General features: G+C 52.8%; 24 protein-coding genes. 12 read left to right on the plus strand and 12 right to left on the minus strand.

Going from position 1 to position 26872, the window contains the following annotated elements:
* Positions 1 to 19 precede the first annotated feature (19 nt).
* The gene (locus ACFFJP_RS14690) at positions 20 to 1477 is read left to right on the plus strand and encodes a hypothetical protein (protein ID WP_377245569.1); all 1458 of its coding nucleotides are present in this window, start codon (positions 20 to 22) and stop codon (positions 1475 to 1477) included.
* A gap of 53 nt (positions 1478 to 1530) precedes the next feature.
* On the opposite strand, the gene ACFFJP_RS14695 is transcribed toward ACFFJP_RS14690, so the two are convergent.
* Positions 1531 to 2802 (minus strand): glutamate-5-semialdehyde dehydrogenase, encoded by a 1272-nt coding sequence (locus tag ACFFJP_RS14695; protein ID WP_377245572.1) that lies wholly within the window; start codon positions 2800 to 2802, stop codon positions 1531 to 1533.
* Between the two features lies 1 nt (position 2803).
* Positions 2804 to 3916: a glutamate 5-kinase gene (gene proB, locus ACFFJP_RS14700; protein ID WP_377245575.1), complete on the minus strand. Its 1113-nt coding sequence runs from the start codon at positions 3914 to 3916 to the stop codon at positions 2804 to 2806.
* Between the two features lie 205 nt (positions 3917 to 4121).
* On the opposite strand from proB, the gene ACFFJP_RS14705 reads away from it, so the two are divergent.
* Complete coding sequence (locus ACFFJP_RS14705) at positions 4122 to 4763, plus strand: YiaD family glycine zipper/OmpA-like lipoprotein (protein WP_377245578.1); 642 nt, start codon at positions 4122 to 4124, stop codon at positions 4761 to 4763.
* Positions 4764 to 4950: 187 nt separating this feature from the next.
* On the opposite strand, the gene speE is transcribed toward ACFFJP_RS14705, so the two are convergent.
* Entirely contained in the window at positions 4951 to 5811 is an 861-nt protein-coding gene (gene speE / locus ACFFJP_RS14710; protein ID WP_377245581.1) for a polyamine aminopropyltransferase, read from the minus strand.
* Between the two features lie 129 nt (positions 5812 to 5940).
* On the opposite strand from speE, the gene speA reads away from it, so the two are divergent.
* From speA to yihG (ACFFJP_RS14725), 3 genes are all read left to right on the plus strand, one after another.
* The gene (gene speA / locus ACFFJP_RS14715; RefSeq protein ID WP_377245584.1) at positions 5941 to 7824 is read left to right on the plus strand and encodes a biosynthetic arginine decarboxylase; all 1884 of its coding nucleotides are present in this window, start codon (positions 5941 to 5943) and stop codon (positions 7822 to 7824) included.
* 174 nt (positions 7825 to 7998) lie between these two features.
* On the plus strand, positions 7999 to 8889 hold the full coding sequence (yihG, locus tag ACFFJP_RS14720; RefSeq protein WP_377245587.1) for a 1-acylglycerol-3-phosphate O-acyltransferase, YihG family: 891 nt from the start codon (positions 7999 to 8001) through the stop codon (positions 8887 to 8889).
* A complete protein-coding gene (gene yihG, locus ACFFJP_RS14725; protein ID WP_377245590.1) occupies positions 8889 to 9839 on the plus strand; it encodes a 1-acylglycerol-3-phosphate O-acyltransferase, YihG family in 951 nt (316 codons plus the stop codon). The genes yihG (ACFFJP_RS14720) and yihG (ACFFJP_RS14725) overlap by 1 nt, the downstream gene beginning before the upstream one ends.
* On the opposite strand, the gene ACFFJP_RS14730 is transcribed toward yihG (ACFFJP_RS14725), so the two are convergent.
* Complete coding sequence (locus ACFFJP_RS14730) at positions 9836 to 11020, minus strand: methyltransferase (RefSeq protein ID WP_377245593.1); 1185 nt, start codon at positions 11018 to 11020, stop codon at positions 9836 to 9838. The genes yihG (ACFFJP_RS14725) and ACFFJP_RS14730 overlap by 4 nt on opposite strands.
* Before the next feature lie 89 nt (positions 11021 to 11109).
* Between ACFFJP_RS14730 and ACFFJP_RS14735 the strand changes: the two genes are divergently transcribed.
* Positions 11110 to 11496 carry a response regulator gene (locus ACFFJP_RS14735; RefSeq protein WP_377245596.1) on the plus strand — a complete coding sequence of 129 codons (387 nt, stop codon included), beginning with the start codon at positions 11110 to 11112 and terminating at the stop codon, positions 11494 to 11496.
* 28 nt (positions 11497 to 11524) lie between these two features.
* Here ACFFJP_RS14735 and ACFFJP_RS14740 read toward each other — a convergent pair whose 3' ends face one another.
* The 3 genes from ACFFJP_RS14740 to ACFFJP_RS14750 all read right to left on the minus strand — a co-directional run bounded on the left by ACFFJP_RS14740 (position 11525) and on the right by ACFFJP_RS14750 (position 14669).
* Positions 11525 to 12502, minus strand: coding sequence for an FHA domain-containing protein (locus tag ACFFJP_RS14740; RefSeq protein WP_377245599.1), 978 nt, complete (start codon positions 12500 to 12502; stop codon positions 11525 to 11527).
* Positions 12493 to 13758 carry a S1 family peptidase gene (locus ACFFJP_RS14745; RefSeq protein WP_377245602.1) on the minus strand — a complete coding sequence of 422 codons (1266 nt, stop codon included), beginning with the start codon at positions 13756 to 13758 and terminating at the stop codon, positions 12493 to 12495. The genes ACFFJP_RS14740 and ACFFJP_RS14745 overlap by 10 nt, the downstream gene beginning before the upstream one ends.
* A 65-nt stretch (positions 13759 to 13823) precedes the next feature.
* Entirely contained in the window at positions 13824 to 14669 is an 846-nt protein-coding gene (locus ACFFJP_RS14750) for a tetratricopeptide repeat protein (protein ID WP_377245605.1), read from the minus strand.
* Between the two features lie 377 nt (positions 14670 to 15046).
* Between ACFFJP_RS14750 and ACFFJP_RS14755 the strand changes: the two genes are divergently transcribed.
* Entirely contained in the window at positions 15047 to 16783 is a 1737-nt protein-coding gene (locus tag ACFFJP_RS14755; RefSeq protein WP_377245608.1) for an acetolactate synthase 3 large subunit, read from the plus strand.
* A gap of 1 nt (position 16784) precedes the next feature.
* Entirely contained in the window at positions 16785 to 17276 is a 492-nt protein-coding gene (gene ilvN / locus ACFFJP_RS14760; protein ID WP_377245611.1) for an acetolactate synthase small subunit, read from the plus strand.
* A 274-nt stretch (positions 17277 to 17550) separates the two neighbouring features.
* Here ilvN and ACFFJP_RS14765 read toward each other — a convergent pair whose 3' ends face one another.
* Positions 17551 to 18990 (minus strand): FAD-dependent oxidoreductase, encoded by a 1440-nt coding sequence (locus ACFFJP_RS14765; RefSeq protein ID WP_377245614.1) that lies wholly within the window; start codon positions 18988 to 18990, stop codon positions 17551 to 17553.
* A 187-nt stretch (positions 18991 to 19177) separates the two neighbouring features.
* On the opposite strand from ACFFJP_RS14765, the gene ACFFJP_RS14770 reads away from it, so the two are divergent.
* Complete coding sequence (locus ACFFJP_RS14770; RefSeq protein ID WP_377245617.1) at positions 19178 to 19771, plus strand: sigma-70 family RNA polymerase sigma factor; 594 nt, start codon at positions 19178 to 19180, stop codon at positions 19769 to 19771.
* 243 nt (positions 19772 to 20014) lie between these two features.
* On the opposite strand, the gene ACFFJP_RS14775 is transcribed toward ACFFJP_RS14770, so the two are convergent.
* Positions 20015 to 21298, minus strand: coding sequence for a cation:proton antiporter (locus ACFFJP_RS14775; RefSeq protein ID WP_377245620.1), 1284 nt, complete (start codon positions 21296 to 21298; stop codon positions 20015 to 20017).
* Between the two features lie 333 nt (positions 21299 to 21631).
* Between ACFFJP_RS14775 and ACFFJP_RS14780 the strand changes: the two genes are divergently transcribed.
* The 3 genes from ACFFJP_RS14780 (at position 21632) to ACFFJP_RS14790 (ending at position 24783) form a co-directional block, all read left to right on the plus strand.
* Positions 21632 to 21904 carry a hypothetical protein gene (locus ACFFJP_RS14780; protein WP_377245623.1) on the plus strand — a complete coding sequence of 91 codons (273 nt, stop codon included), beginning with the start codon at positions 21632 to 21634 and terminating at the stop codon, positions 21902 to 21904.
* 11 nt (positions 21905 to 21915) lie between these two features.
* Positions 21916 to 23865 carry a tetratricopeptide repeat protein gene (locus ACFFJP_RS14785; protein WP_377245626.1) on the plus strand — a complete coding sequence of 650 codons (1950 nt, stop codon included), beginning with the start codon at positions 21916 to 21918 and terminating at the stop codon, positions 23863 to 23865.
* A 135-nt stretch (positions 23866 to 24000) separates the two neighbouring features.
* Positions 24001 to 24783, plus strand: a complete 783-nt coding sequence (locus tag ACFFJP_RS14790; protein ID WP_377245629.1) for a peptidylprolyl isomerase — start codon at positions 24001 to 24003, stop codon at positions 24781 to 24783.
* Here the strand turns inward: ACFFJP_RS14790 and ACFFJP_RS14795 are convergent.
* The 3 genes from ACFFJP_RS14795 to ACFFJP_RS14805 are packed head-to-tail and all read right to left on the minus strand — an operon-like array spanning position 24715 to position 26815.
* The gene (locus ACFFJP_RS14795; RefSeq protein ID WP_377245632.1) at positions 24715 to 24960 is read right to left on the minus strand and encodes a cysteine-rich CWC family protein; all 246 of its coding nucleotides are present in this window, start codon (positions 24958 to 24960) and stop codon (positions 24715 to 24717) included. The genes ACFFJP_RS14790 and ACFFJP_RS14795 overlap by 69 nt on opposite strands.
* A 14-nt stretch (positions 24961 to 24974) precedes the next feature.
* Positions 24975 to 25601 carry a GntR family transcriptional regulator gene (locus tag ACFFJP_RS14800; RefSeq protein WP_377245635.1) on the minus strand — a complete coding sequence of 209 codons (627 nt, stop codon included), beginning with the start codon at positions 25599 to 25601 and terminating at the stop codon, positions 24975 to 24977.
* Positions 25601 to 26815 (minus strand): benzoate/H(+) symporter BenE family transporter, encoded by a 1215-nt coding sequence (locus ACFFJP_RS14805; RefSeq protein WP_377245638.1) that lies wholly within the window; start codon positions 26813 to 26815, stop codon positions 25601 to 25603. Before ACFFJP_RS14805 ends, ACFFJP_RS14800 begins: the two co-directional genes overlap by 1 nt.
* Positions 26816 to 26872 lie beyond the last annotated feature (57 nt).

The raw sequence follows: 26872 nt of genomic DNA on the forward strand, positions 1-26872 counted from the left end.
AGGCAAAGGATTTTCCGGCATGAACCAGGCCTTGTACGGCGCTAACGCTGCGACCAAAATTATCAAAGAACTACTGAGTAAGACCTTTGATAACAGCACACAAGGGCTATCGATGTATGAACAGGCCGCCTGGTATTTCCAGGGCCATGAACAACGCAATATCGACCAGCTGCAGCAACAAAAAACCGACCTGCAGCGCCGCCTTGATGACGCCAGTAAAGGCGCCCGCCACAAGCTCGAACTGAAACTGAATGAGACCAGTCAACAACTGAAAGAAAGCCTGAAACAGCAGCAGGAGCACCGAATCGATCGGATCCGGCAACTAAAAGGCATTGCCCGTCAGGTGGTGGAACTGATCCAGGGGGATACGCCGGAAGAATCGCGGCAGCTCGCAGCGCGGGCTTTAGGCACTATCCAGCTCATGTCGCCGACCTACGGCAAAAATATTGCGGCGACCAATCAACGCCACAAACATTTGTATAAAGCCATTCTGGCATTGTTGTTGTTGCAACAATTGCTGACCGACCAACAAATTAAGAATCGTTATGTGCTGGCCAAGGTAGCAGATTCACTGAAAACCGCGGCAGATACTTCATCAGCTTTTATCGAAGAAGTGCAGATCCCGTTGGTGATGGCCTGCCTGCTACAGGACATCGGCCTGCAGCACCCGCAAGTGCAGCAATTATTGTACGGTCCGGAGGGAGACGCCGACCCTTATCGGATCTTGCCTGCCGACACGCGGCAGCAGTTATTACAAATCAGCTTTGCGCAAAGCCAACTGTATTTACAAGAAGGTTTGGGGCTTGACCAGTACATAGGCAACTCGCGGGCCGAACGCGAATTATTTGTGATGGTGGAGGAAGATAAACAGGCGTTCACACTGCATTTATTACGCTCGGCTATTACACCGGAAGATGGCATTGGCAACCTGCTGAAGATCCCACAGGTCTATACCTCCGTGGTGTTACCGTCGAAACAGAATTACAGCTACGACAGTCTGCCAAAAGTCGGGCCGCTGCTTAAAGCCGGCGTGGAAAAAGGCTGGTATCCGGCAGCTGTGGTACAAAGCCTGCTCACTATTACCGGCTATTTCCCACAAGGTTATGGCATCACTTACATTCCGAAAGACTCGGATAAACGCGATCTCGACCGCTACGAATACGCCATCGTCAACGGCCTGTATCCGCTGGAACCGGAACAACCGGTATGCCGGCAAGTCACCCGCAATCTGACCTTTAATACCTTTGGTATCAATGTGGTGGTCAGTGCCGAAAATAATTTGTATTTCCCGGTCGCTCAGCAAAAGCTGGAACGTATTAGTGAAGAGAGGCTGCGCGAGATTTTAAGTAAGTTGGTGTCGAACTTTGAAGAGCGGGTGAATACTGACCTGATCCCCAAATGCTGGAATCCGGACGAGTTCTTTTGTTATTTGAAGCACCAGAATTTATGGAACCGTAACGACACCATCCGCAATTAACCCTATCGGGTTAAGCGACCGCAGCAGCATGGCTGCCGCAGCGGAATTGCCCACTATTGCCGTACCTGTCCGTCACCGATCACGATATATTTTTCCGTGGTTAACGACTCCAGCCCCATTGGGCCATAGGCATGCAACTTACTGGTGGATATGCCGATTTCAGCGCCTAACCCCAGCTCGCCGCCATCGGAAAAGCGCGACGAGGCATTGACCATCACCACAGCGGAATTGATTTGCTTCAAGAATCGCTGCGCCCGGCTGATGTCCTGGGTACAAATCACTTCGGTATGGCCGGAGCTGTGCTGTTCAATATGCGCAGTCGCATCGGCAAAACTATCCACCACCCGCACTGACAGGGCCAGCGCCAGATATTCAGTGTCATATTGCGACGGTCCGGCTGCTTGCGCCGCGTTGAAATAGCCCAGACTGCGCGGGCAGGCAAACACCTGAACCCCTTTCTCAGCCAGTGCCGCGCCGGCTAAAGGTAGAAATGCTGCCGCGATGTCCTGATGCACCAGTAAGGTTTCCAGCGCATTACAGACGCCCGGCCGCTGGGTTTTGCCATTTAACAGCAGTGCTAAGGCTTTGTCCGGATCTGCCGCTTTGTCGACAAACAAATGGCAGATGCCTTTGTAGTGCTGGATCACCGGAATACGGCTGTTGTCGCTGACAAAATGGATCAGACCTTCGCCGCCACGTGGGATCACCAAATCCACATAGGCTTTTTGTTGCAGCAGCTCGAGCAAAATCGCTCGGTCCGGGTCAGGTAATACTGCAATCGCCGCCGGGTTAATTTGATGCTTGCCGAGCACTTGCTGCAACACCGCCGCAATCGCCAAACTGGAATGCAAAGCTTCGCGACCGCCACGTAAAATCACCGCATTACCGGATTTCAGACATAAAGCGCCCGCATCTGCGGTCACGTTAGGACGTGCTTCATAAATCATCGCAATGACACCCAGCGGAATACGCATCCGGCCCACCTGGATCCCATTGGGTCTTGGCGCCAACTGCCGGATTTGCCCGACCGGGTCCGGTAACGCCGCAATTTGCCGCACTGCCGCCGCTAATTGCTGCAGCCGCTCTGCCGTTAATAACAGCCGGTCCTGCATCGCCGGCGCCAGATCTTTCTCCCGTGCCGCCGCCATATCCAGCGCATTGGCTGCCAGGATAGCCGGTGTGGCCTCAATCAACGCTGTGGCCATATCGCTTAGGATCTGGTTCTTTTGCGCCTCGGACAGCTGTGCCAATTGCCGGCTGGCTGCTTGGGCCTGCACGCACAGCGCAACAACATCAAATGCGCGGCTTGGTTCTGCGGACTGCATGTTAAGCTCCCTGTAAAACGACTAAATCATCCCGGTGCACCGCTACTTCGCTTGGGCAATAGCCCAGCACGGCGGCAATTTGATCACTGTGGATGCCTTTGATTTTGTTCAGTTCAGCGGCATTGTATTGACTGACACCTTTAGCAATTTTGCTACCATCCGGCGCCAGTAACCAGACCGCATCCCCTTTATCGAATTCGCCTTGCACCTGGCTGACGCCTTTGGCCAATAAGGATGCGCCTTTGTGCTGCACCGCTTGCGCCGCGCCCTGATCCAGCCAGACTTCGGCGCTGGCTTTGCTGGAATGCAATAACCAATGTTTTTTCGCGCTGAGTGTAGTTTTCCGGGCCGCGAACAAAGTGCCAATCGCCTCGCCATTCAGCAATGCCTCAAAACTCTGGGCGCGCTGGCCATTAATGATCAGCGTTTCAATACCAACGGCGGTAGCTTTGTCGGCAGCCTGTAGTTTGGTCACCATACCGCCGGTGCCGGTACTATGATGACTGCCGCCAGCCATCGCATAGATGTCCGCAGTCAGTGCTTCGACCCGTGGGATCAGCTGTGCGGTGGCGTCGGTGCGCGGATTGGCTGTGTATAAGCCATCAACGTCGGAGCAAATAATCAGTGCATCGGCTTCGACCACAGACGCCACCATCGCCGCCAGATTGTCGTTATCGCCGACCCGCAGTTCTTTGGTCGCCACAGTATCGTTTTCGTTGACGATAGGCAGTGCACCGTGGCTGAGCAGCGTGCGCAATGTGTTATCGATATTCAGATAGCGGCGACGGTCAGCAAGGTCGGCATGTGTTAACAGAATTTGTGCACAAGGCCAGTCCAGCAGCTGGCTCCAGGTCGCCATCATCTGCGCCTGACCAATAGCTGCTAAGGCCTGTTTGACATTAATTGGCAATGGCTGATGAGTAAATTCAATCGCAGAACGGCCGGCGGCCACGCTGCCGCTGGACACCAGCACCACTTCAACACCACGCAATTTGCATTCACTGATAAAGCGGGCAATAGCCAATAAATAACGGGTTGACGTGCCTTTCCCTGCCGGCGCAATCAAAGCACTGCCCACTTTGATCACTATCCGTTTCCAGCTGACCCCCGCCATTTGCCTGTATCTCCGACTTTGTTTAATTAAGCGGCAGCTTAACTGTTTAGCCGTATATATGTCTAGTTTAGAAGCGCGACCAACAGCGCTGACCACAGGTTAAACTGCTGCCGCTGCAAGGCTGATTCAGCCATAATTCAGCGGGGCGACGCCAGACTCGGTCGCATCTATCTCCTTTCTCTTATATAAAAGCACAGGATTTTTCATGACTTTATTTCGCCTGACTGCCCTCGCCGCTGCTGCCAGCCTGACGCTGGCCGGTTGTGCCCAGTTCCCGCAAGACAATACCACCAGGGGCGCCGCTATCGGTGCTGTCGTGGGTGGTGTCGCCGGAAAAGCCACCGGCAATCACAAGAATAAACGCGTGGCCTTAGGCGCAGTGCTGGGCGCGCTCAGTGGTGCCGCAATCGGTCGTTATATGGATAATCAGGAGCAGGCGCTGGAAGAACAGCTGGCCGGTTCTGGTGTGCAGGTCAAACGCGAAGGTGATGTGCTGAAGCTTGAAATTCCGTCGCAAATTACCTTTGCCTCCGGCCGCAGCGACATTCGCGCTGAACTGTATCCGGTACTGAATGACATCGCCAAAGTACTGGCTGAATATGACAAAACCCTGCTGGTGATCACCGGCCATACCGACGATACCGGTGGTCGTGAGCTGAATATGCGACTGTCGCAACAACGCGCTGAAACCGTGAAAAACTACTTGAGTGCACAGCGCATCGACGAACGCCGGTTAGTCACTCAGGGCGCTGGCCCGGATCAGCCGCTGGTCGCAAATACTTCTGAAGCAAACCGGGCGAAAAACCGCCGCGTAGAAATCCAGATTGAGCCACTAATCAGTCAATAAATATCGGTTCGCAGTTTGTCCCCAGGGGTGCAGGTGGTTTTATGCATCCCTTTTTTCTTTACTAAAACTCTGTACCAGCGGTGTTACAGTTCACCACAAACAGCTCCGTGCGTTTGCGGTGCACCGTACATCCTGTATATAAAAAACGGCCGCTGTCTGGCGGCCGTTTTCCTGGTCAGAAAGTGACTCAGGGCTTTAACTCGCGGCGCATAAAGTTTGGTAATGCCATCGACGCCTGATGAATGTCAGCATTGTAGTATTCGGTGGCAAACCCCGGATTGGCCGCAGCTTCACGGCGGAAACCGTCAAAGCCCTGCGCTTTGCGCGCCATAGTGCAAGTCCACCAGCCACTTGGATAGACCATTTGCGGAAACTGCAGCGTTTGCAGTTCGGCAAAACCGGCATCGTGCATAGCCACCCGCATATCATTCAGCAGTTGCAGATGAATGAGCGGCGATTCGCTTTGTTGCACCAGAATGCCGCCAGGCTTTAATGCGGCAAAACAGCTTTGGTAAAAGGCGCGGTTAAACAAACCTTCGCCCGGTCCAATCGGATCAGTCGAGTCAACAATCACCACATCGACACTTTGTGGTGCCGCATCACGCATATACTGAATACCGTCGGCGAACAACAGGGTGGCGCGAGGGTCCTGGTTGGAGGCACACAATTCGGGGAAATAACGCTCAGCCATCCGGGTCACTTGTTCATCGATATCAATTTGAGTGACCTGTTGTACTGATCGGTGCTTCAGTACTTCACGTAATGTGCCGCAATCACCGCCGCCGATGATAATCACGTTCTGCGGATCCGGGTGTGTGAACAGCACCGGATGGCTCAACATCTCGTGATACAAGAAATTGTCACGGGTACTGAGCATAATGACCCCATCGATCACCATCAGATTGCCAAAATCGGTGGTCTTAAAGATTTCGATGTGCTGGAAAGGTGACTGAACCTCAGCTAATTTTTGCTCGGTTCTTAAGGAAAACGCACTGCCACTTGGCGCGAAGATCTCGGTAAACCACTGTTGTGAATTGAGTTCTGGCATTGATCCACTCCGGGTACTGATTCAGGGGCTAAATATTTTGCCAGTGAAGCCGGCGTGAGACAAACTTTTCATGTTTTTTTGCCGCCGATACGAATAAAATGGCGGCCTATTTTTTCTAAGGGCACGACAATGGCAGAATGGGGTATCGACAAAGCAAGATCTATTTATAACGTTGCAGTCTGGAGCGAAGGCTACTTTGACGTCAACGCCAATGGCGATCTCATTGCTTATCCGGATCAGGATCACAGCAAACCGGGCATTAGTTTCCCGGAACTGACAGCACGTTTTAAACAAGAAGGTCTGACTTTACCTGTGCTGGTGCGGTTTACCGACATCCTGCAGCACCGGGTTGAAACCTTAATCAGCTCTTTTGCCAAAGCAAAATCTGAGCGGGAGTATCAGGGCGAATACACCGCTGTTTATCCAATCAAGGTCAACCAGCAATATTCCGTGGTGAAAAAGCTGGTGCACTCCAGCAATAAAGTGGGTCTGGAAGCCGGTTCAAAACCTGAACTGATGGCGATCCTGGGCGTTACGGAAAAACCACTGAAAATCGTTTGTAACGGTTACAAAGACAGCGAATTCCTGCGTCTGGCGACTATTGGCCAGATGATGGGTCACACTGTGTACGTCGTCGTTGAAAAATTATCTGAACTGAAAACCCTGCTGCGGGAAATCGACAGCCTGGGTGCGGCACCGATGATCGGTATCCGCATCAAGCTGAACTCAGTCGGCAAAGGCAAATGGCAAAACACCGGCGGTGAAAAAGGTAAATTTGGCTTAACTGCAACACAAGTTCTGCAAGCCATTGATATCCTGAAAGAAGCTGGCAAGCTTGACCTGTTACAGCTGGTGCATTTCCATATCGGTTCACAAATCGCCAATATTCGCGACATTCACAACGCCATCCGTGAATGTGCCCGTCATTACGCTGAACTGCGCACACTGGGTGTGCCTATCACGACTGTCGACGTTGGCGGTGGTCTGGGTGTCGATTACGAAGGCTCGAACTCACGTTCAGCCTGTTCAATGAACTACACCATGTATGAATATGCCCGGAACGTAGTGTTTGGCTTAAAAGAAGTCTGTGACGAATACGACCTGCCACATCCGAACATCATCACTGAATCCGGCCGCGCCATGACAGCACACCACGCCGTACTGATCACCGACGCGATTGACGTTGAACGTGCACCGGGTCTGCGTTACCTGCCAGAACCATCAGAAGATTCACCACAAGTGGTGTGGGCGCTGTGGGATTCTTACCAGAACGTGACACCACGCTCTGCCGTCGAAGCCTATCACGATGCCGTGCATTACTTCACTGACGCGCATGCACAGTATGTTCATGGCCTGCTGACGTTAAAAGACTGGTCGTTGCTGGAGCAAATCTACTTTGCCACCATCAATAAAGTGAAGGACATGCTGGATCTGAGTTCACGGTCACATCGTGAAATTCACGATGACCTGAACGAGAAACTGGCTGACAAACTGTTCGTTAACTTCTCGTTGTTCCAGTCGATGCCGGATGCCTGGGGTATTGATCAGCTGTTCCCGGTGATGCCACTGGAACGGATGAACGAGCCACTGGACCGCCGCGCTATTATTCAGGACATCACCTGTGACTCAGACGGTGCACTGAAAAGCTATGCCGACGGCAATGGAATCGAAAGCAGCTTGCCGCTGCCGGAATACAAAGAAGACGAACAGTATCTGATTGGTATGTTCATGGTCGGTGCTTATCAGGAAATCCTCGGCGATTTACACAACCTGTTTGGCGATACTGACTCTGTTCACGTCGAGCTGAATCCGGATGGCACCTATCACCTTGGCAACGCCATCAAAGGTGATACTGTCGCCGACGTGCTGCGTTATGTAGCCTTTGATGCGGAAAAACTGATTAACTCTTACTCGAATCAGTTAGGGCGCAGCAACCTCAGTTCAGAAGCGCAACAGGCAATGCTGGATGAATTGAAAGCCGGCGTCTATGGGTACACCTATTTCGAAGATTAAGGTAGACTGCACAGGTCGGAGCAGTTCAATTGCTCCGGCTGACGTATAAGCCAAAGTCCATGAAGCTGCAGCGGACACAGTTGCAGTTTCAGCGATGACGGGAACAAAGAGCAGGCCGGACTTGCTCTTTTTTTTGATATCGCCGACAGATATTTCACCTCATGGAGAGAACTGATGCTGCATTTCTTGCCCAAACCACTGATTGGATTAGTTTCTTTCTTGTTGTACATCGGCAATACCTTATTCTGGGCCGTCCCTATTCTGTGCCTCGCCATTTTGAAGCTACCGCCGATCCAACGTTGGCAAACCTGGATGACCTGGCTGCTCGACAGTTGCGCCAGCGCCTGGATCTCGGTTAATAACTGCACAACCGCGCTCTTTACCTGCATCCGCTGGGACATCAAAGGTCTGGAAACACTGAGTCTGAAAGACTGGTATCTGGTGGTGGCTAACCATCAGAGCTGGGTCGATATTCTGGTGCTACAGAAAGTATTTAACCGCCAAATCCCGTTCCTGAAGTTTTTCCTGAAAAAAGAACTGATTTATGTGCCGGTGATCGGCTTGTGCTGGTGGGCGCTGGATTTCCCTTTTATGAAACGTTACAGCGCCGCCTTCCTGGCAAAACATCCTGAATTAAAAGGCAAAGATGTCGAAACCACTCGCAAAGCCTGTGAAAAATTCCGTTATAAGCCGGTGTCGGTGATGAATTTCCTCGAAGGCACGCGCTTCACTCCGGAAAAACATCATAAACAGCAAGCGCCCTTTGCCCATTTGCTAAAGCCAAAAGCCGGTGGTATTTCTTTTGTCCTCAACGCGATGGGCGAACATCTGCATAAGCTGCTGGACGTAACCATCTATTACCCTAAAGGTTCACCGAGTTTCTGGGATTACATCAGCGGTAAAGTGCATGACATTCGGGTACGGGTGCGTGTGTTGCCGATTGAACCCAGCTTGATTGGCGATTACGAAGATCCACAGTACCGGCAACAATTTCAGCAATGGGTCAATCAGCTTTGGCTGGACAAAGACCTGCAGTTAGCCGCGCTGAAGAAGGAGTTGTATTGATGCTTTCATTTCTGCCCGCGCCGCTCATTTTATTGCTGTCATTACCGCTGTTTACGCTGAACCTGACCGTTTGGGGGTTGATTGTCACTTGTTGCGGCGTGTTGAAACTGCTGCTGCCAATGCCGGCGGCGCGACTGCGAGTCTCTAAATTGGCGCATTGGGCATACCGCCACTGGTCGCTGCATAACCGCCAACTAATTGAATTATTTAATAAAGTAGAGTGGCAACTGGAAGGCGAAGCGCAACTGTCGCCACAGCGGTGGTATTTGCTGATCTCCAACCACAAAAGCTGGCTGGATATTCCGGTACTCAGTCAGTTCGCACTGGACCGTATCCCAGAGCCGAAATTCTTTTTAAAAGAAGAATTAAAGTGGGTACCTTTTATCGGTTCAGCATCCTGGGCGCTGGATATGCCGTTTATGAAACGCTATAGCCAGGCCCAGATCCGCAACAATCCGGCGCTGCAAGGTAAAGACATCGAAACTACCCGCCAGTCTTGTGAGAAATTCCGTCAGCAGCCAACCACGATCATCAATTTTGTCGAAGGCACTCGTTTCACCGCAACCAAACAACGGCTGAAAAACAGCCCGTTCCGGTTTTTACTGCCAGCCAAAGCCGGTGGCATCGCCTTTACGCTGGCCAGCATGGGGCCATTGTTTGATGCCGTGCTGGATGTCACGCTGATTTATCCGGATAACCCGCGCCACGTGCTGGTGGCCATGCTGCTCGGCCGGTTAAAACGCGTGGTGATCCATGTGGATACGCTACCAGTGCAAGGCCCTGTTAACAGCCAAATCATCGGTGATTATTTTCAGGACGAGGTATTTCGCCAGCAGTTTCAGTTGTGGCTGAATCAACGCTGGTTGCAAAAAGATCAGCGGATCGCTGCATGTCTGGCCGCGACTGACAACGCCTTAAAACCTCGGATCGACTGCGCGTCATCACTTTAAAGGTGGTCACACGCCTTCAAGTTGACCGCCTGCAGCAGCAGATTGCGGGGGGTCAGTTCAGGCGCACAGAGCTCGGACAGGCTGACCTGATAACCCTGCTCCTGCAGGTACATGGCGACATCGAGCACCAGCCATAGTTCTAACGGCCGGCGAAACAGATGTTGCACCAGTTCCAGCCGGCGCTGTTGTAGCAGTGCTTGTTCGGCTCGCTGCAATAGATCCGGCAACAGGGCCGCAGCCGGCGGCACCAGCTGATGCTCCGCACCGGCAAAAGTCAGAAAGTCACCAAGCTCGCCACTGAACCAATGCTTGCCCACTGAACGTAGCGGCTGATAATCAAGACCCAGTTGCCGTCGCCACTGCCACCAGAGCTGCCGCCACAGCATTTCAGTCTGCGACAAGCGCGCCACCCGCTCCCCACCGGTACAACTTTGTTGCACTGCCAGACGTAAATCAGCCTTGCCAAGCATCAGGTCACTTTGCTGCGCCTGCACTGACAATGGCTGATACTGCGCCGCCTGCTGCAGATGATAACAACAAGGCACCAACGCCAATGCGGCGCAACCGGCCCGCACCGCTTCCCGCGCCGCGACCCGGTGCAGATCACCGCAGGCGTGTAGCGCCACCACTTGCTGCGCTGGCTGCAGATAAGGAGCAACCGGTTGCTGTAATACGTCGATATGAACAAACCGCTGTAGCAAGCCTAACTGTTGCGCTTTTTGCTGCCCGGCGTTGCACAAGCTTTGTTGCCACTCCAGGCTCACCACCGGCGCCTGAAAAGCGTAACTCATCACTTTACCTAAATGGCCTTTACCGGCGCACCACTCCAGCACTGGCCGTTGTGGCTGCCCGACACTGGCGGCAAGCTGAGTGATTTGCTGCCATTTACGCCCACCGATATCGGTACTCAGCCAGAAAGGTAGCGGCAGGTTCGCGGCAGGTTCGCGCGGCAGCTCGGGCAATGCCGCAAATAACTCTGGGAAAAATCTGGCAAAATGCTGGCGCTGCAAACTGGGGCTGGCGTCGATCGCGACACAATCCGTCAGCGTAAACTGCTCCAGCACAGTCACCAGTTCTGCGGGAAACACTGTTGGCCAGTCCGCCAGCATCGGCTGCAACTGCCAAAAATCACATTGCTGCAGCAGGACTTGATCCAGCGTCAGCCACCAGCGGGCGAACATCAGCAAAACTCCGACGATTGCATCACAGACTGGCGTTGGCCCCAACCTTGTGACAGACTGAAAACACCAGCCTGAAAAAAGGGAAAATGATGACAGAACTGAAAAAAATCATGCATGTGGAAGATGATCCCTCGATCCAGATGGTGGCCCGGGTAGCACTGGAAGCCGTCGGCCACTTTGAAGTCTGTACCTGTAGCGGCGGTATGCAGGCACTGGAACAGTATCCGACATTTTTGCCACAGTTAATCCTGCTGGATGTGATGATGCCGGGGATGGATGGTCCCAGTACATTAAAACAGCTGCAGCAACAATTCGATTTAAGCCAGGTGCCAGTCGTCTTCATGACTGCCAAAGTACAATCCAGCGAAATCGAGTCCTACAAAGCACTGGGCGCCAGCGATGTGGTGGTCAAACCTTTTGACCCAATGACCCTGTCGGAACAAATCCGCCAGATCTGGCAACGTCAGCAACGCTGAAATTGCCAGATAGCGCAGCGCCTGCCTGTTATTGCTCCGCAGGTTCCTGCCGGACTTCGTCGGTCTGGCGGAATAATTCGGCACTGTCTTTAGTAAACTCGGCGCTACTAACGGGTTTATTCAAATAAAATGTAAGTGGCATCAGACTGTTATCAAACTGGGGCTGTAGATTGTTCTGATTTTCAAACAGCAGCGATACAGCCACTCCCTGCAAACTCAGCAGCAAACCGAGACTCGTCGCCACGGCAATTTTCTTGAGCGCCGAAATTTGCAACGCCAGATAGAAGTTGGCGGTCAGCAACAGGATCACCAATGCGGTCTGGCCGATATCTCGCAGCCACACCACCGCGGTAGCGCCATCAAGACTGAAATTCAGTACCGTCATCAATGCTTGCCAGCACTCTGCCACGACCACAACAGCGAAGGTCAGTCCCAACTGTGGCAAAAAACGCGCTTCGTGCTGGTTGATCTTCGCCCAAATCGCCAATAAAGCGGGCCATAGCGCTAGTCCCAGCATTAACAGCGGCAGATTCAATAAGTTACGAGACCAGCGGCTTTGCCCATGTTCCGGCACATTCAGCCACACGCTGAATAACTCCTGCGCCAACAAAAACAACGCGAGTAACACAATCAATGCCGGGTGACCAAACTGCTGAAGGCGTTGCTCCAGGCTGTTGTATGGCAATGCGGGTGGCACCGGGTGATGCTCATCATAAATTCTGAGCGCCTGCTCGCCCAGCCAGCACAACTGACCGCTTTGTAACTCGGTTGCTTGCGCCACTGGCACTGCGGGTTCAACAAAACTGCCGTTCAGCGATGCCAAATCGACCAGCTGCCAGCGGCCCTCTTCCGACAACACCAGCTCAGCATGATGCGGGCTGACATGTTTGTCGTACAACACTAAGTCGTTGTTAAAGGCCCGGCCCAGAGCAATCCGCGCTTGGCCAAACCGATGCCGCTCAATCACTTTGTGCTGTTTATTCAGCACCTCAATAATTACTGCCATGACACGGCCCCGCTAAATTTCTGACTGAAAGCACGGGCGGTGTCCTGACTAACGCCGGACAGCGTGTAATGACTGATCAATCCCTGTTGCTGGTGGTCTAAAGAAGCGGCGAGATATAACACGTCATACAGACCGGCATAGGCACGATAAGCGCGCACACAATAGATGGTTTTGGCATGTTGGCCACCAGGCTGTTGTACCACCTGATGCTGACATTCAAAGGCTGTCACATCTTCTTTTAACGCCTGATTGTCAGCATTGGCGCGGGAAATACTCTGTTCATACAACGAGAAAAACTGCAGCGGATGTAAATCCTTGCCTTCCAGCCACTCAAACTGCATTTCGACGCGACCTGAGGTGAAATGCTGCGATAAGAAAATCTCTTCACTTTGGCTACAGAAAGCCGTGACCTTCTTCAGTACCTCTTTGTCTTTTTCGATGTTGGACTCTCCCCAGCAACGGACAAAAGGCACCACTTCGTCTGGGACTTTACCGATGCCAAAATCTTTTAGCTTCCAATCGGCATTCAGGATTTGGCTGAACATCGATTGTTGACTAGCCAAAAGTTGTCGTTCGATATCAGCGCGTAAATCTTTGCTTTGGCCCTCTTGCTGAAAACGCGCCAGCAACCGTTGCAACGCTTCGGCCGGCACCAGGAAACCCAGTTGATTACCCGCCGACGCCACATTGACGCCGACGATCTGGCCGTTGGCGTCGACTGCCGGCCCACCACTCATGCCGGAATTTACTGCGCCGGTAAAATGGATCCGTGGATAAAAACTGTATTTCTGCAAGCCGTTGTATGTACCCGGTACCAAAATCATGCCCAGATCATGCGGATTGCCAAGCGAATAAATGGTCGCACCCTGCACCGGTTTTTGCAGCTGGATTTGAAACGGATGCGGAGCACGGTAATCGGTGCTGACTAGTGCCAGGTCGTTAATCACGTCAACCGCCAGTACTTGTAAGCCGCCTTTTTGCTGCGCCGAGTTCAGATACTCCAGCTGAAATTTTTCTGGTGCCAGCACAGCTTCTGACACCACATGATAATTAGTAACGACTAAAGCCGGATCTGCCAGTACAAAGCCGGTCCCAATCGCCGCTTTAGCGCCAGAGGCCCGCTCCAGCACCCGAACCTGCAATAGTGATGGTTCAAACCGGGCAAACAGTTGCTCTGCTGAATCGGCCCTGCCCTGGGCACTGCAAAGCAGCAAAAGCACTGACAACACCGCGCAGTAAAATGTCTGCAAGCGCATTGAATTTCCTTGTGATTTTACCCGCCTACAGACGGATATTGGAGCGCCACCGCGACAGTGGCTGATTAATACAACAAACTATACAGCTTACGCCGGTATTCACCTGCCAGTGCGTCGCCTTTGGGTAACACTGCCAGCATATCTAACATTAGCTTCTTACTGTCATCAAAGTTCAGATCCTGCTGCAGAATGCTGAATAATAACGCTAAAGCGTCGGCAAAGCGCTGCACTTGCTGATATTGCACCGCCAGTTGTTGCTTCAGTTGCAGGTTGGCAGGATCAGCCGCCAGCTGTTGTTCCAATGCGCGGATCTCCGGACTTTCGGCCGCTTGCTGCGCCAGTTCGATCAACGCTTTGACCTGGTGATACAGAGCATCCTGATCGGCCAGCATGACTGGAGCTATCAGCTCTTCCGCTTGCGCAGTCTGGCCAAGCGATGCGGCGCAATACGCCAGCTGCAGCCGCGCATCGACCCGCGCCGGCGCCAGTTGCAAAGCCTGCTTCAGCAGTGGATAGGCTTGCTGCCATTGTTGTGTTTCTAACAGCGGCTGTGCCTGTTGCAGCAATAAATCTTCCGGTTTAGGTAAATACGGATCTAAACGACTGCGGATCTGCCCTTCAGTTTCAACGCCAGCAAAGCCATCGACCGGCTGGCCATTGCGGATAAACAACACCGTTGGTAATGACCGCACGCCAAACTGCATCGCCAGTTGCTGCTCAGTGTCACAATTCACTTTGGCGAGCACCAAATGCTGCGGATAATCGCCAGCGATTTTTTCCAGCACTAACAAAATCTGCTGACAAGGCTCGTGCTGCTCAACCCAAAAGTCGAAGATCACCAGCTTCTGCTGCGACAGCTCCAGCAGTTCACGGACATTATCAAAACTGACGTCAATCTGATTACTCAACACGGATAAAATCTCTGTAACTATGAAACTCTGCTTACTATGTGGCTGTGACCCTTGATTTGCAAGGCATTGCCCTGACTTTATGCCACAGATTGCCGCGGATAATCAGCAGTGACTCTGGCAAAAAAGAGCTGGCAAGGCCGGACCAGATCCCGTAAAGTACCAACCAGCGAGCCTGCCCATAAAGCCGCCCGGACTGCTTATTGCAGCTGAGGCGTGACCAACGATAAAGGCCGTAGTTTGATTTTTTTCACCGCCTTACCGCTGTGAATTCCCCACGTAAGCAGAATTACTTGTCCACAGACAAGAACCACACCGGCATGCCATTTTTGGCTGCACGGGAAACCTTTGCCTACGCAAACTATGAGACCTGAGTAAAAATGAGCCAACAACACCAACCAGAACTGCTGTCTGGCGGCGCCATGCTGATTCGGGCCCTTCGTGATGAAGGTGTCGAATTCGTTTATGGTTACCCCGGCGGTGCCGTGTTACATATCTACGATGCGCTGTTTCAGCAAACCGAGGTAAAACATGTGCTGGTCCGTCATGAGCAAGCCGCCACTCACATGGCGGATGCCTATGCCCGTGCCAGCGGAAAAGCCGGCGTGGTGCTCGTCACCTCAGGCCCCGGCGCCACCAATGCTGTGACCGGTATTGCCACTGCCTATATGGATTCTATTCCGATGGTGGTGATCTGTGGTCAGGTCATGAGCCATCTGATCGGCGACGATGCTTTCCAGGAAACCGACATGCTCGGTATTTCCCGCCCCATCGTGAAACACAATATGTCGGTGCGAAACCCAGCTGATATTCCGGCGCTGGTGAAAAAAGCCTTTTATATTGCCCAAAGTGGTCGTCCAGGCCCTGTGGTGCTGGATATTCCTAAAGATATGACGATGCCGAACCAGAAGTTCCCATACGAATATCCAAAAGACATCAAACTACGCTCATATAACCCGAACGCCAAAGGCCATCCAGGCCAGATCAAAAAAGCGCTGCAGACCTTATTAGCGGCGAAAAAACCGGTACTGTATGCCGGCGGCGGCGTGATTTTAGGTCAGGCCTCGGCTGAGTTAACGGAATTGGCACAGAAGCTCAATCTGCCGGTCACTAATACGCTGATGGGGCTTGGCGCTTACCCTGCGACAGACCCGCAGTTTATCGGCATGCTCGGTATGCACGGCACTTACGAAGCCAACCAGGTCATGCACAATGCTGACGTCATTTTTGCTGTCGGTGCCCGTTTTGATGACCGGGTCACCAACGCCACGAAAAAATTCTGCCCGAACGCGACCATCATCCATATCGATATCGATCCGGCCAGTATTTCCAAAACTATCATGGCGCATGTACCAATCGTCGGTCTGGTGAAGCCTGTGTTGCAGGAAATGCTGCATCAGCTGGAAAAACACGGCAACACGCTGGATCAGGCCGCGCTTGGCCAGTGGTGGCAGCAAATCGATCAATGGCGTGAAGTGCATGGCGGTCGGTTTGAACACCGCACCGACCTGCTGAAACCTCAGGCAGTAATCGAAGCGGTCTGGCGTCACACCAAAGGCGATGCCTATGTCACGTCGGACGTTGGCCAGCATCAGATGTTTGCCGCGCAATATTACAAATTCGACAAACCAAACCGCTGGATCAACTCCGGCGGCCTCGGCACCATGGGTTTTGGTCTGCCGGCGGCGATGGGCGTCAAACTGCATTATCCGGAAGCCGAAGTGGTCTGTGTCACCGGCGAAGGTTCAATCCAGATGAATATCCAAGAGCTGTCGACCTGCAAACAATATGGTCTTGGCGTCAAAATCATCAATCTGAACAACGGCTACCTCGGCATGGTGAAGCAGTGGCAGGACATGAACTATGACTCCCGCTACTCCAGTTCTTACATGGATTCACTGCCCGACTTCGTCAAACTGGCTGAGGCTTATGGCCATGTCGGCATCCGCGTGACCAGCCCGGAAGAGCTGGAACCCGCGCTGGAAAAGGCATTCGCGCTGAAAGATAAACTGGTGTTCCTCGACATTCATGTTGATCCAAAAGAACACGTTTACCCGATGCAGGTACCAGGTGGTGCCATGAATGACATGTTCCTGAGCAAAACGGAGCGGACTTAACATGCGCCATATTATTGCGGTATTGCTGGAAAACGAATCTGGCGCTTTAGCCCGTGTCGTGGGCCTGTTTGCCCAACGCGGTTACAACATTGATTCACTGACTGTGGCGGCCACCGAAGACCCGACTATGTCACGGCTGACACTGGTGACCCGGGGTGACGACCAGGTCATCGAGCAAATCACCAAACAACTGCACAAGCTGATTGAGGTAGTCAAACTGGTCGATTTGAGCGAGAGCGCGCATATCGAACGTGAACTTATGATGGTCAAGGTCAAAGCCAGCGGCGATCAACGCGAAGAAGTGAAGCGCTGCGCCGACATCTTCCGCGGCCAAATCATCGACGTCTCGCCGACCACTTATACCATTCAGGTGGTTGGAACGTCGGACAAGCTGGAAGCCTTTATTGAAGCGATGTGCAACACCCAGATTCTGGAAGTGGTTCGGACTGGTGTATCAGGCATTTCACGTGGTGAAAAAGCACTGTCGCTGTAACAGTGTGCCAGAACAACGCTAAAAGTGCCTGATCAGACAGATAAACAAGGCCTGCAACAGCAATGTTGCAGGCCTTTTGTCTTTAAAACTATTCATGCATTTTTTGGTATCTAAGCTGGGGCCAGTTCTCATCTGCCCGTTGCTGGGACCGCCACCATGCGCACACTCCAAGCACAGATAACAGCATCAGTAGCACCAAAAACAGCCAGACCCAAGATTGGCGGTAAGGTGCGGTCGCGCAACCAGATGCGGGCAAATGACTCATGGTGTCGGGTTAACCACAACAAGAACGCGGCGATGATACCTGACTGTTCGCTTTAGTTCTGTCAGCGCAACCAGCACTGATCTGCTCGGGCTGCGCGCCTGGACTACAGCAAGAACCCGCAGTCTTGGCAGGTGCAGACACTATCGGAGCGCAGCAACCGCCGGCGCCAGATCCATCATCTGCAAGCGGCCCGCCAGCACAAACGCCAGTCTGAGGCAGAGTAAGTTGGAGGTTGTCTGCAGCGACTATATCGCCCGCAATTGCCGCAACCACTGAGCGTGCTTGCTCGTAGCCGGTGGCCATTAAAAAGTTCGGCGCGCGGCCATAACTCTTGGCACCAATCGCATAAAAACCTGGTTCAGGATGCGCCAACTCGCGGTGACCATGTGCACGAACGCTGCCGCAGCTATGCTCATTTGGATCGATCAATGGCGCCAGTTGCAGCGTACTTTCCAGCCAAGGGTCGTGCTGAGTACGCAATTCACGACTCAGACTGTGATCCGGGCGAGAGCCGGTAGCAACGATAATGTGATCCACATCGGTTATATGCGGCAGGCTGGCATCAGCAGCTATCACGGTCAAACCACTATTGTTCTGCGTAATGGCGTGGGTTTTAAAACCAATGTGAACCTCTACACGCCTGTCAGCGATGAATTTATGCAAGCGCATTCCCAGTGCGCCGCGAGCAGGTAAAGCATCAGCGTCACCGCCACCAAATGCTCTGGAAATATCGTGTCCACGCACTGCCCAGACGACTCGGGTATGACTACCTTGCTCAGCTAACGATGCTAATGCGAGTAAACTGCCGATAGCTGAATGTCCAGCGCCTACCACTAAGACTTTTTTGCCCGCATATTTAGTCCGATCACGACCTGTCACATCGGGCATGCCATAACTGATAGCATTGGCATTTTCCAATTCCCCCAGCGCAGGTAAACCATGAGCCCCCATCGGACTCGGCTGCGACCAGGTACCAGATGCGTCAATCACAGCACTGGCTAAAAACTCCTCTACAGCCTCACTCATTTGCACCCGCAACACAAATGGTGCTCCTTGCCGGCCTTGCGTTTTGACCTTATCAAAACCTTGTCGTGCAACTGCCAATACTTTTGCATTGACCCGCAGGAATGGCGCAATACTGCGCAAAGCACTAAGAGGCAGCAAATATTGATCAATCACTGCGCCCGCCGTTGGCAGTGCAGTTGACTCAGGCCACTTCCAGCCAGTCTCCTGCTGCAGCAACTCAGCAGCAATCGGATCGATGTTGTACTGCCACGGCGAAAACAGCTGAACATGGCGGTAGCTGTGCAAATTTGCCGCAATACTGGTGCCGGCTTCAAACAGCGTTATCGCATAACCACGGTTTACTAAATGAGCGGCAGCTGCCAGGCCAATCGGGCCTGCACCAATAATGGCAATAGGTAAAGCTGAACGAATAGTGTCTGACATGATGTATTCCTTAATCGATGGATCAATGAGGTCAAAGCACAAGACGTATCTGTTGAAAAAAGGTCGCAAAAAATGACTCAGGTGCAAAAGCTATAATCTGGCGAGGGATTTGGGGGGCAGTAATATAGCTTGCGACCTTTTATCATTCGCTCGTCTACTGCAACAAGTTCAACCTAAAGGTGCAATGATGTCTGTGACTGTTCAACAAACTACTCAAGCGGATTTAGCCGTGGTTTATCAAAACTTGCAGCAGTCCTTGCTGGGATTTATCCGTAAACAAGTCACTGACCCTGTGTTAGCTGAAGACTTATTGCAGGATGTTTTTCTTAAAGCAATCAATGCCATACAGCGCGGCGACACTCCAGCCAATTTGATAGCCTGGCTGTACACTATCGCCCGCAATAGCGTCATTGACCATTATCGGGCAAAGCGTCCGACAGATCCCCTGCCTGACGATTTAGCCGCCGTTGACACTGATGACCATCACATTGAACAGGACCTTGCCCGTTGCCTCAAACCACTGGTGCAGTCCTTACCGCCGCTCTATCGCAATACTTTGTTAGCAACGGACTTTGCCGGACAGCCGCTGCAATCGCTGGTAGCGCTGGAAAAAGTCTCGCTGTCAGCTATCAAAAGCCGCGCTAGCCGGGGCCGCAAAATGCTCAGGCAACGATTGCTGACATGTTGCACCATCAACGTTTCGAGCTCTGGACAGATCGAGGAATTTTCCAGCAATACAGCTGAACTAAGATTGGACCAAAAGGATTGTTGTCACGAATGAATCGAAACATTTTAAACCAACAGCAAATTCCGGCGGGGCGTTAAACGTTGACGGGGCATTAGAAATGCATTCAGCGAACCGGATCTGGCTTATCAATGGCTGATTGGGCATTGATTGCAACACTGCGGTAAACAAGCAGCCACAGTGCCTGGTATTGGAAAGCTGTAGAACGTGAACTGTCTATAAAAACAATCGCAGACAAGGTGCTATCTCCTTGCCTGCGACCATTCAACCCTTTACCACCTAAGTCTTCAGCGCTGCATTTAACGGCGGTACCGGCGGTTTGTTCTCCGGCTTTGTCATATGCCGGCCATAGACCAGATGGAACAGCGGGGATGCCATTAACGTAGTGACAATTGCCATCAGTACCATAATGGAGAACAAGCCTTGCTCTATCACACCAAATTTCAACGCGATGTTGATGATAATCAGCTCCATCAGACCACGGGCATTCATCAATGCCCCAACGGCCATCGCCGTGCGGTTATCGGCACCACCAATGCGCGCGGCGGCCCAACAGGCCACGCCTTTGGCAAAAATAGATGCCGCCAGAATCGCCAACGCAATGAGCATCACATCAAAAGATGCCAAAACGTTCAGCTGGGTTTTTAACCCTGAATAGGTGAAAAACATTGGCAACAAAACAAAGACAGTGATTTTTTCGAGCCGGCCAGTGATCAGTTCTGTCAGTTTACCGCGCGGCATGGCAATCCCGAGCAAGAAACCACCAAACACTGCATGTAAGCCAACCCACTCCATCGCATAAGCTGACACCGCAAACAGTACCAGTACCAGCAGTAATTGCGCCGCACTGAGCACTCCGCTTTGTTCAACTTTATCCGCCAGCGGCTGTAACCAGCCACGCGCTTTGGTCAGCATCAAACTGGCATATAACACACCACCGACCGCCGCTTTGATGGCTAGCAAGCTGCCGCCGCCAAAACTGGCCAATACGACAGCCATCACCACCCAGGCCGCGGCGTCATCAATAGCGCCGGCAGCCAATGCCAGAGTGCCCAGAGCAGTGCCGGCTAAACCACGCTCATAAATGATCCGCGCCAACATCGGGAACGCGGTGATCGCTATCGCAGCTCCCATAAACAAAGCAGCGTTGGCATAAGAAATATTGGCGGCAAACAAACCTGGTTCTTCCAGCAGCCACAGACACAACAGTGCACCAACACCAAATGGCACAATCATACCGGCGAGACTGACGCCGATAGCACTGCGCGCATTTTTTCGAAATAGCTGCGTATTAAACTCCAGTCCCACCAGAAACATGTACAAACCGACGCCAAGCTGCGCGCCGAAATACAGAATGGACATTGTCTCAGGAATAAAAATGCTTTTTTGCAGCTCTGGCCAGAACAGACCAAATAATGACGGGCCTAGCACCACACCGGCGATCATTTCGCCTACCACTTTTGGCTGACCGATAAACTTGGCCAGATAACCAAATACTTGTGCGGCCAAAATAATCAGTGCCAGCTGCGGCAAAAACGCCAGCGCTAAATCGACGTAACTCATCTGCTGTACTCTCTTTATCTATCGATAATACTGACTTGAAGGTGCTGTGGGTGATGTTTGCCGGTCATCGTGTCAGTGTCTTTGCACCGATCTTTACATTGGCCACCAACATACAGATCAACATTCTGTGCCGCAAGTGTGAAAATCAGCACACTTTTTAAGTAATTGATTTCCATTTGAACAATATGTAGCGGGACAAATCAAACCCGCAGCCGTTATTTTGTTTCTATATCGACAACGCATATTCCCCAGAGCCAGTAAATATCCGCTGGGCAGCGCTGGCCAAATCTGGCATGCTGCAGCCTTTAATCCGCAGCATGGAGACAGCCGGACATGAGTCAGGACAACGGCGAACAACTCGATCAGCAACTGTTATTTGAAGTCATTGAAAATCAACTGGCAGATGGTTATCCGTTGAAAGTTAAAGCAACACTGATGCGCTTGTGTATGACCGGTCATAGCCGTGAAGACGCCTTAGAACTGATCGCCTGTGCATTGGCTCCGGAAATGTTTGCCGTCGTTGAACAACAGCAGGAATTTAATCTGCCCCGCTACGAAGCGCATCTGGATCTGCTGCCACAAACTCCCTGGATTGAGCAAGACTGAGCCTGCCGCCGTTGAAACTATTGCGCTGGCAGACGACTGCCACCCTGTTCTGTTTATGTTGGCTGCTTAGTGGTTGCCAGCAAACGCCCGCCGCCAGCAAAATCGCTGTCCCGCCAGCAGGCCAACTCTGGGAGCGCACCGCCACAGCACTGCCTGCGGCCAGTGACCTGCCCCCCTATGAAGAGTTGTATCTGAGCTTTTTAGCCAGCAGACAAGTGCACTTGAGTGCACAAAGCTGGCGCCAGATGCAGGAGCAGTTAATGCGTACTGACATCAGTCAATGCCTGACCTTACCCTGGCAGGAATGGCAGCGGCAAAATCTGCTGAATCTGGCCTTTTACCGGCTGGCATTGAACTGCTATCAAGAGCATCAGCAACCTGAGCAACAACGCAAACTGCTGGCTTATCAGAGTTATCTGCGCGATGGCATCCTGCGCAGTGGCAATGGCAAAGCCAGTTTCTCCGCCTGGCGGATCAGTACTTTTGCCGACGCACACGAATTGCTCGGCCTGCTCGGCATGCAAATGCAGGACTATCACGCCGTGCTTGGTTCTTCCGGCAACAGTATGCATTACGAAGTTCACGCTTACGATCCAGCCGATAATCAGCTCAAAGTCGTATTTTTTGAAAACCAGCGCTATCTGCACGCCATTGATGGCTTGCCGTTTCCTTTTGTCGGACTGGTGGATGGCTGGCGCAAAGAATTATTGCCTGAAGGGGCCAAAAGCAATCCGGCGATGATGGTCGCGCTGGCTAGGGTGCTGGCAGAAGAAGGCAAATATGCCGAGGCCGAACGCTATTTATTGACCGCGATTGGGCAAGGCTCACTGCAAGCCCGAGTCGCGCTGGCGGAACTGAGTTTATTACCCGGGATCACCCTGCAAAGTAGCAAAGCACAATGCCTTGGCTGGCTGACCGACGCGGCCGATCAGGATTATATCCCTGCACTACAGCTATTGCATTTACTGCACCAGCAACAATTGACTGGCGGAAAACACCAGCAAGCCAGCCAGGAACTGGTCGCGTATATCAATGAAAAATCCGGCCCGGGTCATGCGGAAGTACAGTTAGCCCGTTATCTGTTACAGGGCAAACTGGTCAAACGAGACGCCGCCGCTGCAATCACACAATTACAGATCGCCGCCAAAGCAGGCCACCCGGATGCCGCCAGTTTTGCCTTGCTGGCTCAGATTGAACATCAACAGTTGCCGGCAGCAACCGCCACTGCACAACTGAAACAGCTGGCTGAGCAAGGCAGCACAACCGCAGCATACCTGTATGTGTCTGATGTAATGCAACTGGGTGATTTAACTGCGGACCAAGGCCTGCAGGCGCAACAATTGTTGCGTCGGGCCATGTTATCGTTCCATCCGGAAGCATTTTATCTGTATGGATATGGTTTGGAACGCCAATGGTTCAACGAACCAGGCCGCACTGCCGCTGATTATTACCGGCAGGCTGCAGAGCGTTACTTTGGCCGCGCAATGCTGAAACTTGGCAATATGTATCGAGATGGCGATCAGGTCGCTGCCGATCCACAGCAAGCCAGTCGCTGGTTTTTTCTGTGTTCCCGTCAGGGGGTGGCCGCCTGTGCTTTTCATGCCGGTGTGATGCTGGATGACGGTGAAGGTATCCCAGCAGATCCGGCCGGTGCCGTGCGTTTTTACAGCTTTGGCGCTGAACAGGGTTATGCGCCGGCGTTAAACCGGCTGGCCTTGTTATATCTGTTTGGTAAAGGCACCAAAGCGGACCCGGCCAAAGCCGTGGATCTGCTGCAACAGGCCGCCGGCAAAGGCAGCATCAGCGCCAGTTATTATCTGGGCCTGCTGTATTTTGAAGGTAAAGTAGTCAGCCGTAACCTGAACAAAGCCCACCAGTATTTTGAACAGGCGCGTGAACATCCAAACGCCCGTCATTATCTGGACAACTGGCAACAACTAAGCACGCAGCCGGCCAAATAACCAGCTGCCTCAATCACCGCTTTGGTGCGGATTACAGCATTCTGTAGTCAATTCGTCACTAAATGTAATGCTGCTCGCGGTGGCAATCTGCCGTCAGTTAAGCTGACGGTCATTTCTTGATGGAGAGAACCCCTGATGTCAAAGATCCTGCGCCCGCTGCCGCTCGCCGCGTTATTAACCTCTATGTGTATTGCCCAGCCTGCGCTTGCGACTGTAGTTCTGGTGAAAACCAGCTTGGGTAATTTTGAAGTAAATCTGTTTGACCAAACAACGCCAGCCACTGTGACGAACTTCCTTAGTTACGTCAAAGCCGGTAGTTACAACGGAACATTCATTCACCGCAGCGAACCTGGTTTTGTGATCCAGGGGGGCGGTTTTAAATACAGCGGCAACAATGCGTCGCCTTTTAGTGCTGTTGCACAACAGGCTCCGGTGCGCAACGAACCAAAATGGTCAAACGTTCGCGCCACAATCGCGATGGCCAAAGTTGCCGGCGATCCAAACAGTGCAACCAACCAATGGTTTATCAATCTGGCCGACAACAGCGGCGGTAATCCGCAACTGGATTTGCAAAACGCCGGCTTTACTGTGTTTGGCCAAATCACTGGCAATGGCATGGAAATAGTCGATGCGATCGCTGCATTACCAAACAAGCTCAATGCCAGTTTTAACGGGGTGCCACTGCGCAACTACACCAGTGCTGACGCTACTGCTCAGCGCGCGGTGACTCAGGACAATCTGGTGTTGATTGAAAGCATCAGCGTGGTGAACAGTGAAGTGAACAGCGCAAGCAGCCTGAATCCGAAAGCCAATACCGCCATTCTGCAGCAACAAACGAACAGCAGCAGCTCAGGCGGAGCCCTTGGCTTTGTATTGCTGGGCCTCGGCGCCCTGCTGGCTGTCGCCCGCCGCCGTTAATTCGGCCAGGCAGCCCGGACAATAACAGACCGCAGCCTGTGCTGCGGTTTTGCTTATTGTCAGCGGCAATAGCGGCAGCTGCCGGCACCAGCAGTCTGTGCTGCCCGACACTACCGCACACTGGTTCGGCCGGCCGCAGCGCGGGCAAATCAAAGCATCCAGTTGTGGATCATTCATCGTTTGCTCCTGATTTAAACCAACGCCAGATGCTGCTGTAACGCTGCAGCCGCTTCGGCAATATGCCGCTGCAACAATGCCACCGCCAGCTCCGGCTGGTCGTCCCGCAATAACTGCAGCAGTTGCTGATGCTCGGCTGCACTTTGTGCAGCATAGCCCAGGCTAACTTGTTGAAACCCCAAATACATTTCCACTTTCAGATGCAGCTGCTGCAATAACTGTAATAACGTCGGCATCGCGCAGGGCTGATACAACAGCTGATGAAACTGCCAGTTCAGCTCGCCATGGCGGAGTGGGTCAGCTCCCGCCTGCGCTGCCGCGCGAAGACAATCTTCTGCCGCCCCAAGAATGGCGAAATTCAGCTGCGGGATCGCCAGACGCAGCGCAAGCGGCTCCAGTTGTTGGCGGATCAGGCACAGTTCCTGCGCTTCCGCCGCTGACAATGGCGGGATCATCAAACTGGCTTTGCCGGCGCTGACCAGCCAGCCTTCTGCCGCCAGACGCGCCAGCGCGTCGCGCACCGGGATGCGACTGGTCTGATAGTAGTCTGCCAATGCCTGCTGTTTCAGCGGCTGACCCTGTGGCCAGAACCGGCGGCGGATATCGTCGCGGATCTGCAGATATAATTCGGCTTTATTCATCACGCCCGCCACCGTTGCAACACTAATACCAACACCCCAAGTACTAGTCCCCAAAATGCCGATGCAATACCAAAGAAATTGACGCCCGACGCGGTCAGTAAAAACGTCAGCATTGCCGCCTCCCGATAAGGTCCATCGTGGCTAACGACCGATAAATTAGCGGCAATGGTAACCAGCAACGCCAGCCCGGCGACCACTGCCACTAATGCCGGCGGAAAGGCTAAAAACAAAGCAACAATGGTCGACCCGGCCAGGCCGGTCAGCAAATAAAAAATGCCGGCGGCAATCCCGGCGCGATAACGTGAGGTTGGATCCGGATGGGCTTCTGGCCCGCTGCAAATGGCTGCTGTGATCGCCGCCAGATTAATAGAAAAATTGCCAAATGGTGCTGTCACCAGCGTCAATAAGCCGGTCACCGTTAGAATTGGCGACACGGGCGTCTGGTAGCCCTGACTGCGCAACACCGCGAGACCTGGCACGTTTTGCGACGACATCGTGACCAGAAACAACGGCAATCCGACGCCTAGCAGTGCCTGCCAGTTCCACTGCGGCCACACCCACTCCAGCTGCACCAATGCAGGTTCAAGTTGTTGTACCGACCACTCGCCGCGCAACAAGGTGAACACCACGCCAGCCAGCAACACCAGCGGAATGCTGTAACGTGGCAAAAAACGTCGGCTCAGCACAAACAGCACCACGCTGCCGATCACCAACAGCGGCGCTTGCGGTAGATGCCGAAAAATACCCAAGCCAAATTGCAACAAAATACCGGCGAGCATGGCGGCGGCAAGGGGAAGCGGTAACGCCCGGGTCGCGCGATCAAACCAGCCGGACAGGCCCAATAACAACGTCAGTAACGCACTGAACATAAAAACACCGACCGCCTCTGCCAGGCTGTAGCCGGTTAGGCTGGTCGCCAGTAATGCAGCGCCTGGCGTCGACCAGGCCGTCAAAACCGGCGCTTTAAAGTACCAGGAGAAGCCGATACAGGTCACCCCCATGGCAAAACCCAGGATGCCAATCCAGCTGGCGATCTGTGCAGCATTTGCACCCGCTGCGGCTGCGGCCTGAAAGACAATCGCCACCGAGCTGGCAAAGCCAACCAGTACAGCGACAAAACCCGCCACCCAGTGCGAGCCGCTCCAGCCGGCAGGCACGGGCGCCCGCAGCAAAGGCGATTCACCGGATTGAACTTGCTGTGGCTGTTGGGTCATAAGCTGCTGCCTTCTTTAAATTTGCATACACCAAGTAAATTTGTATACATTTTACAG

The organism is Rheinheimera tilapiae (genome assembly GCF_042432165.1).
Classification (GTDB): Bacteria; Pseudomonadota; Gammaproteobacteria; order Enterobacterales; family Alteromonadaceae; genus Pararheinheimera; species Pararheinheimera tilapiae.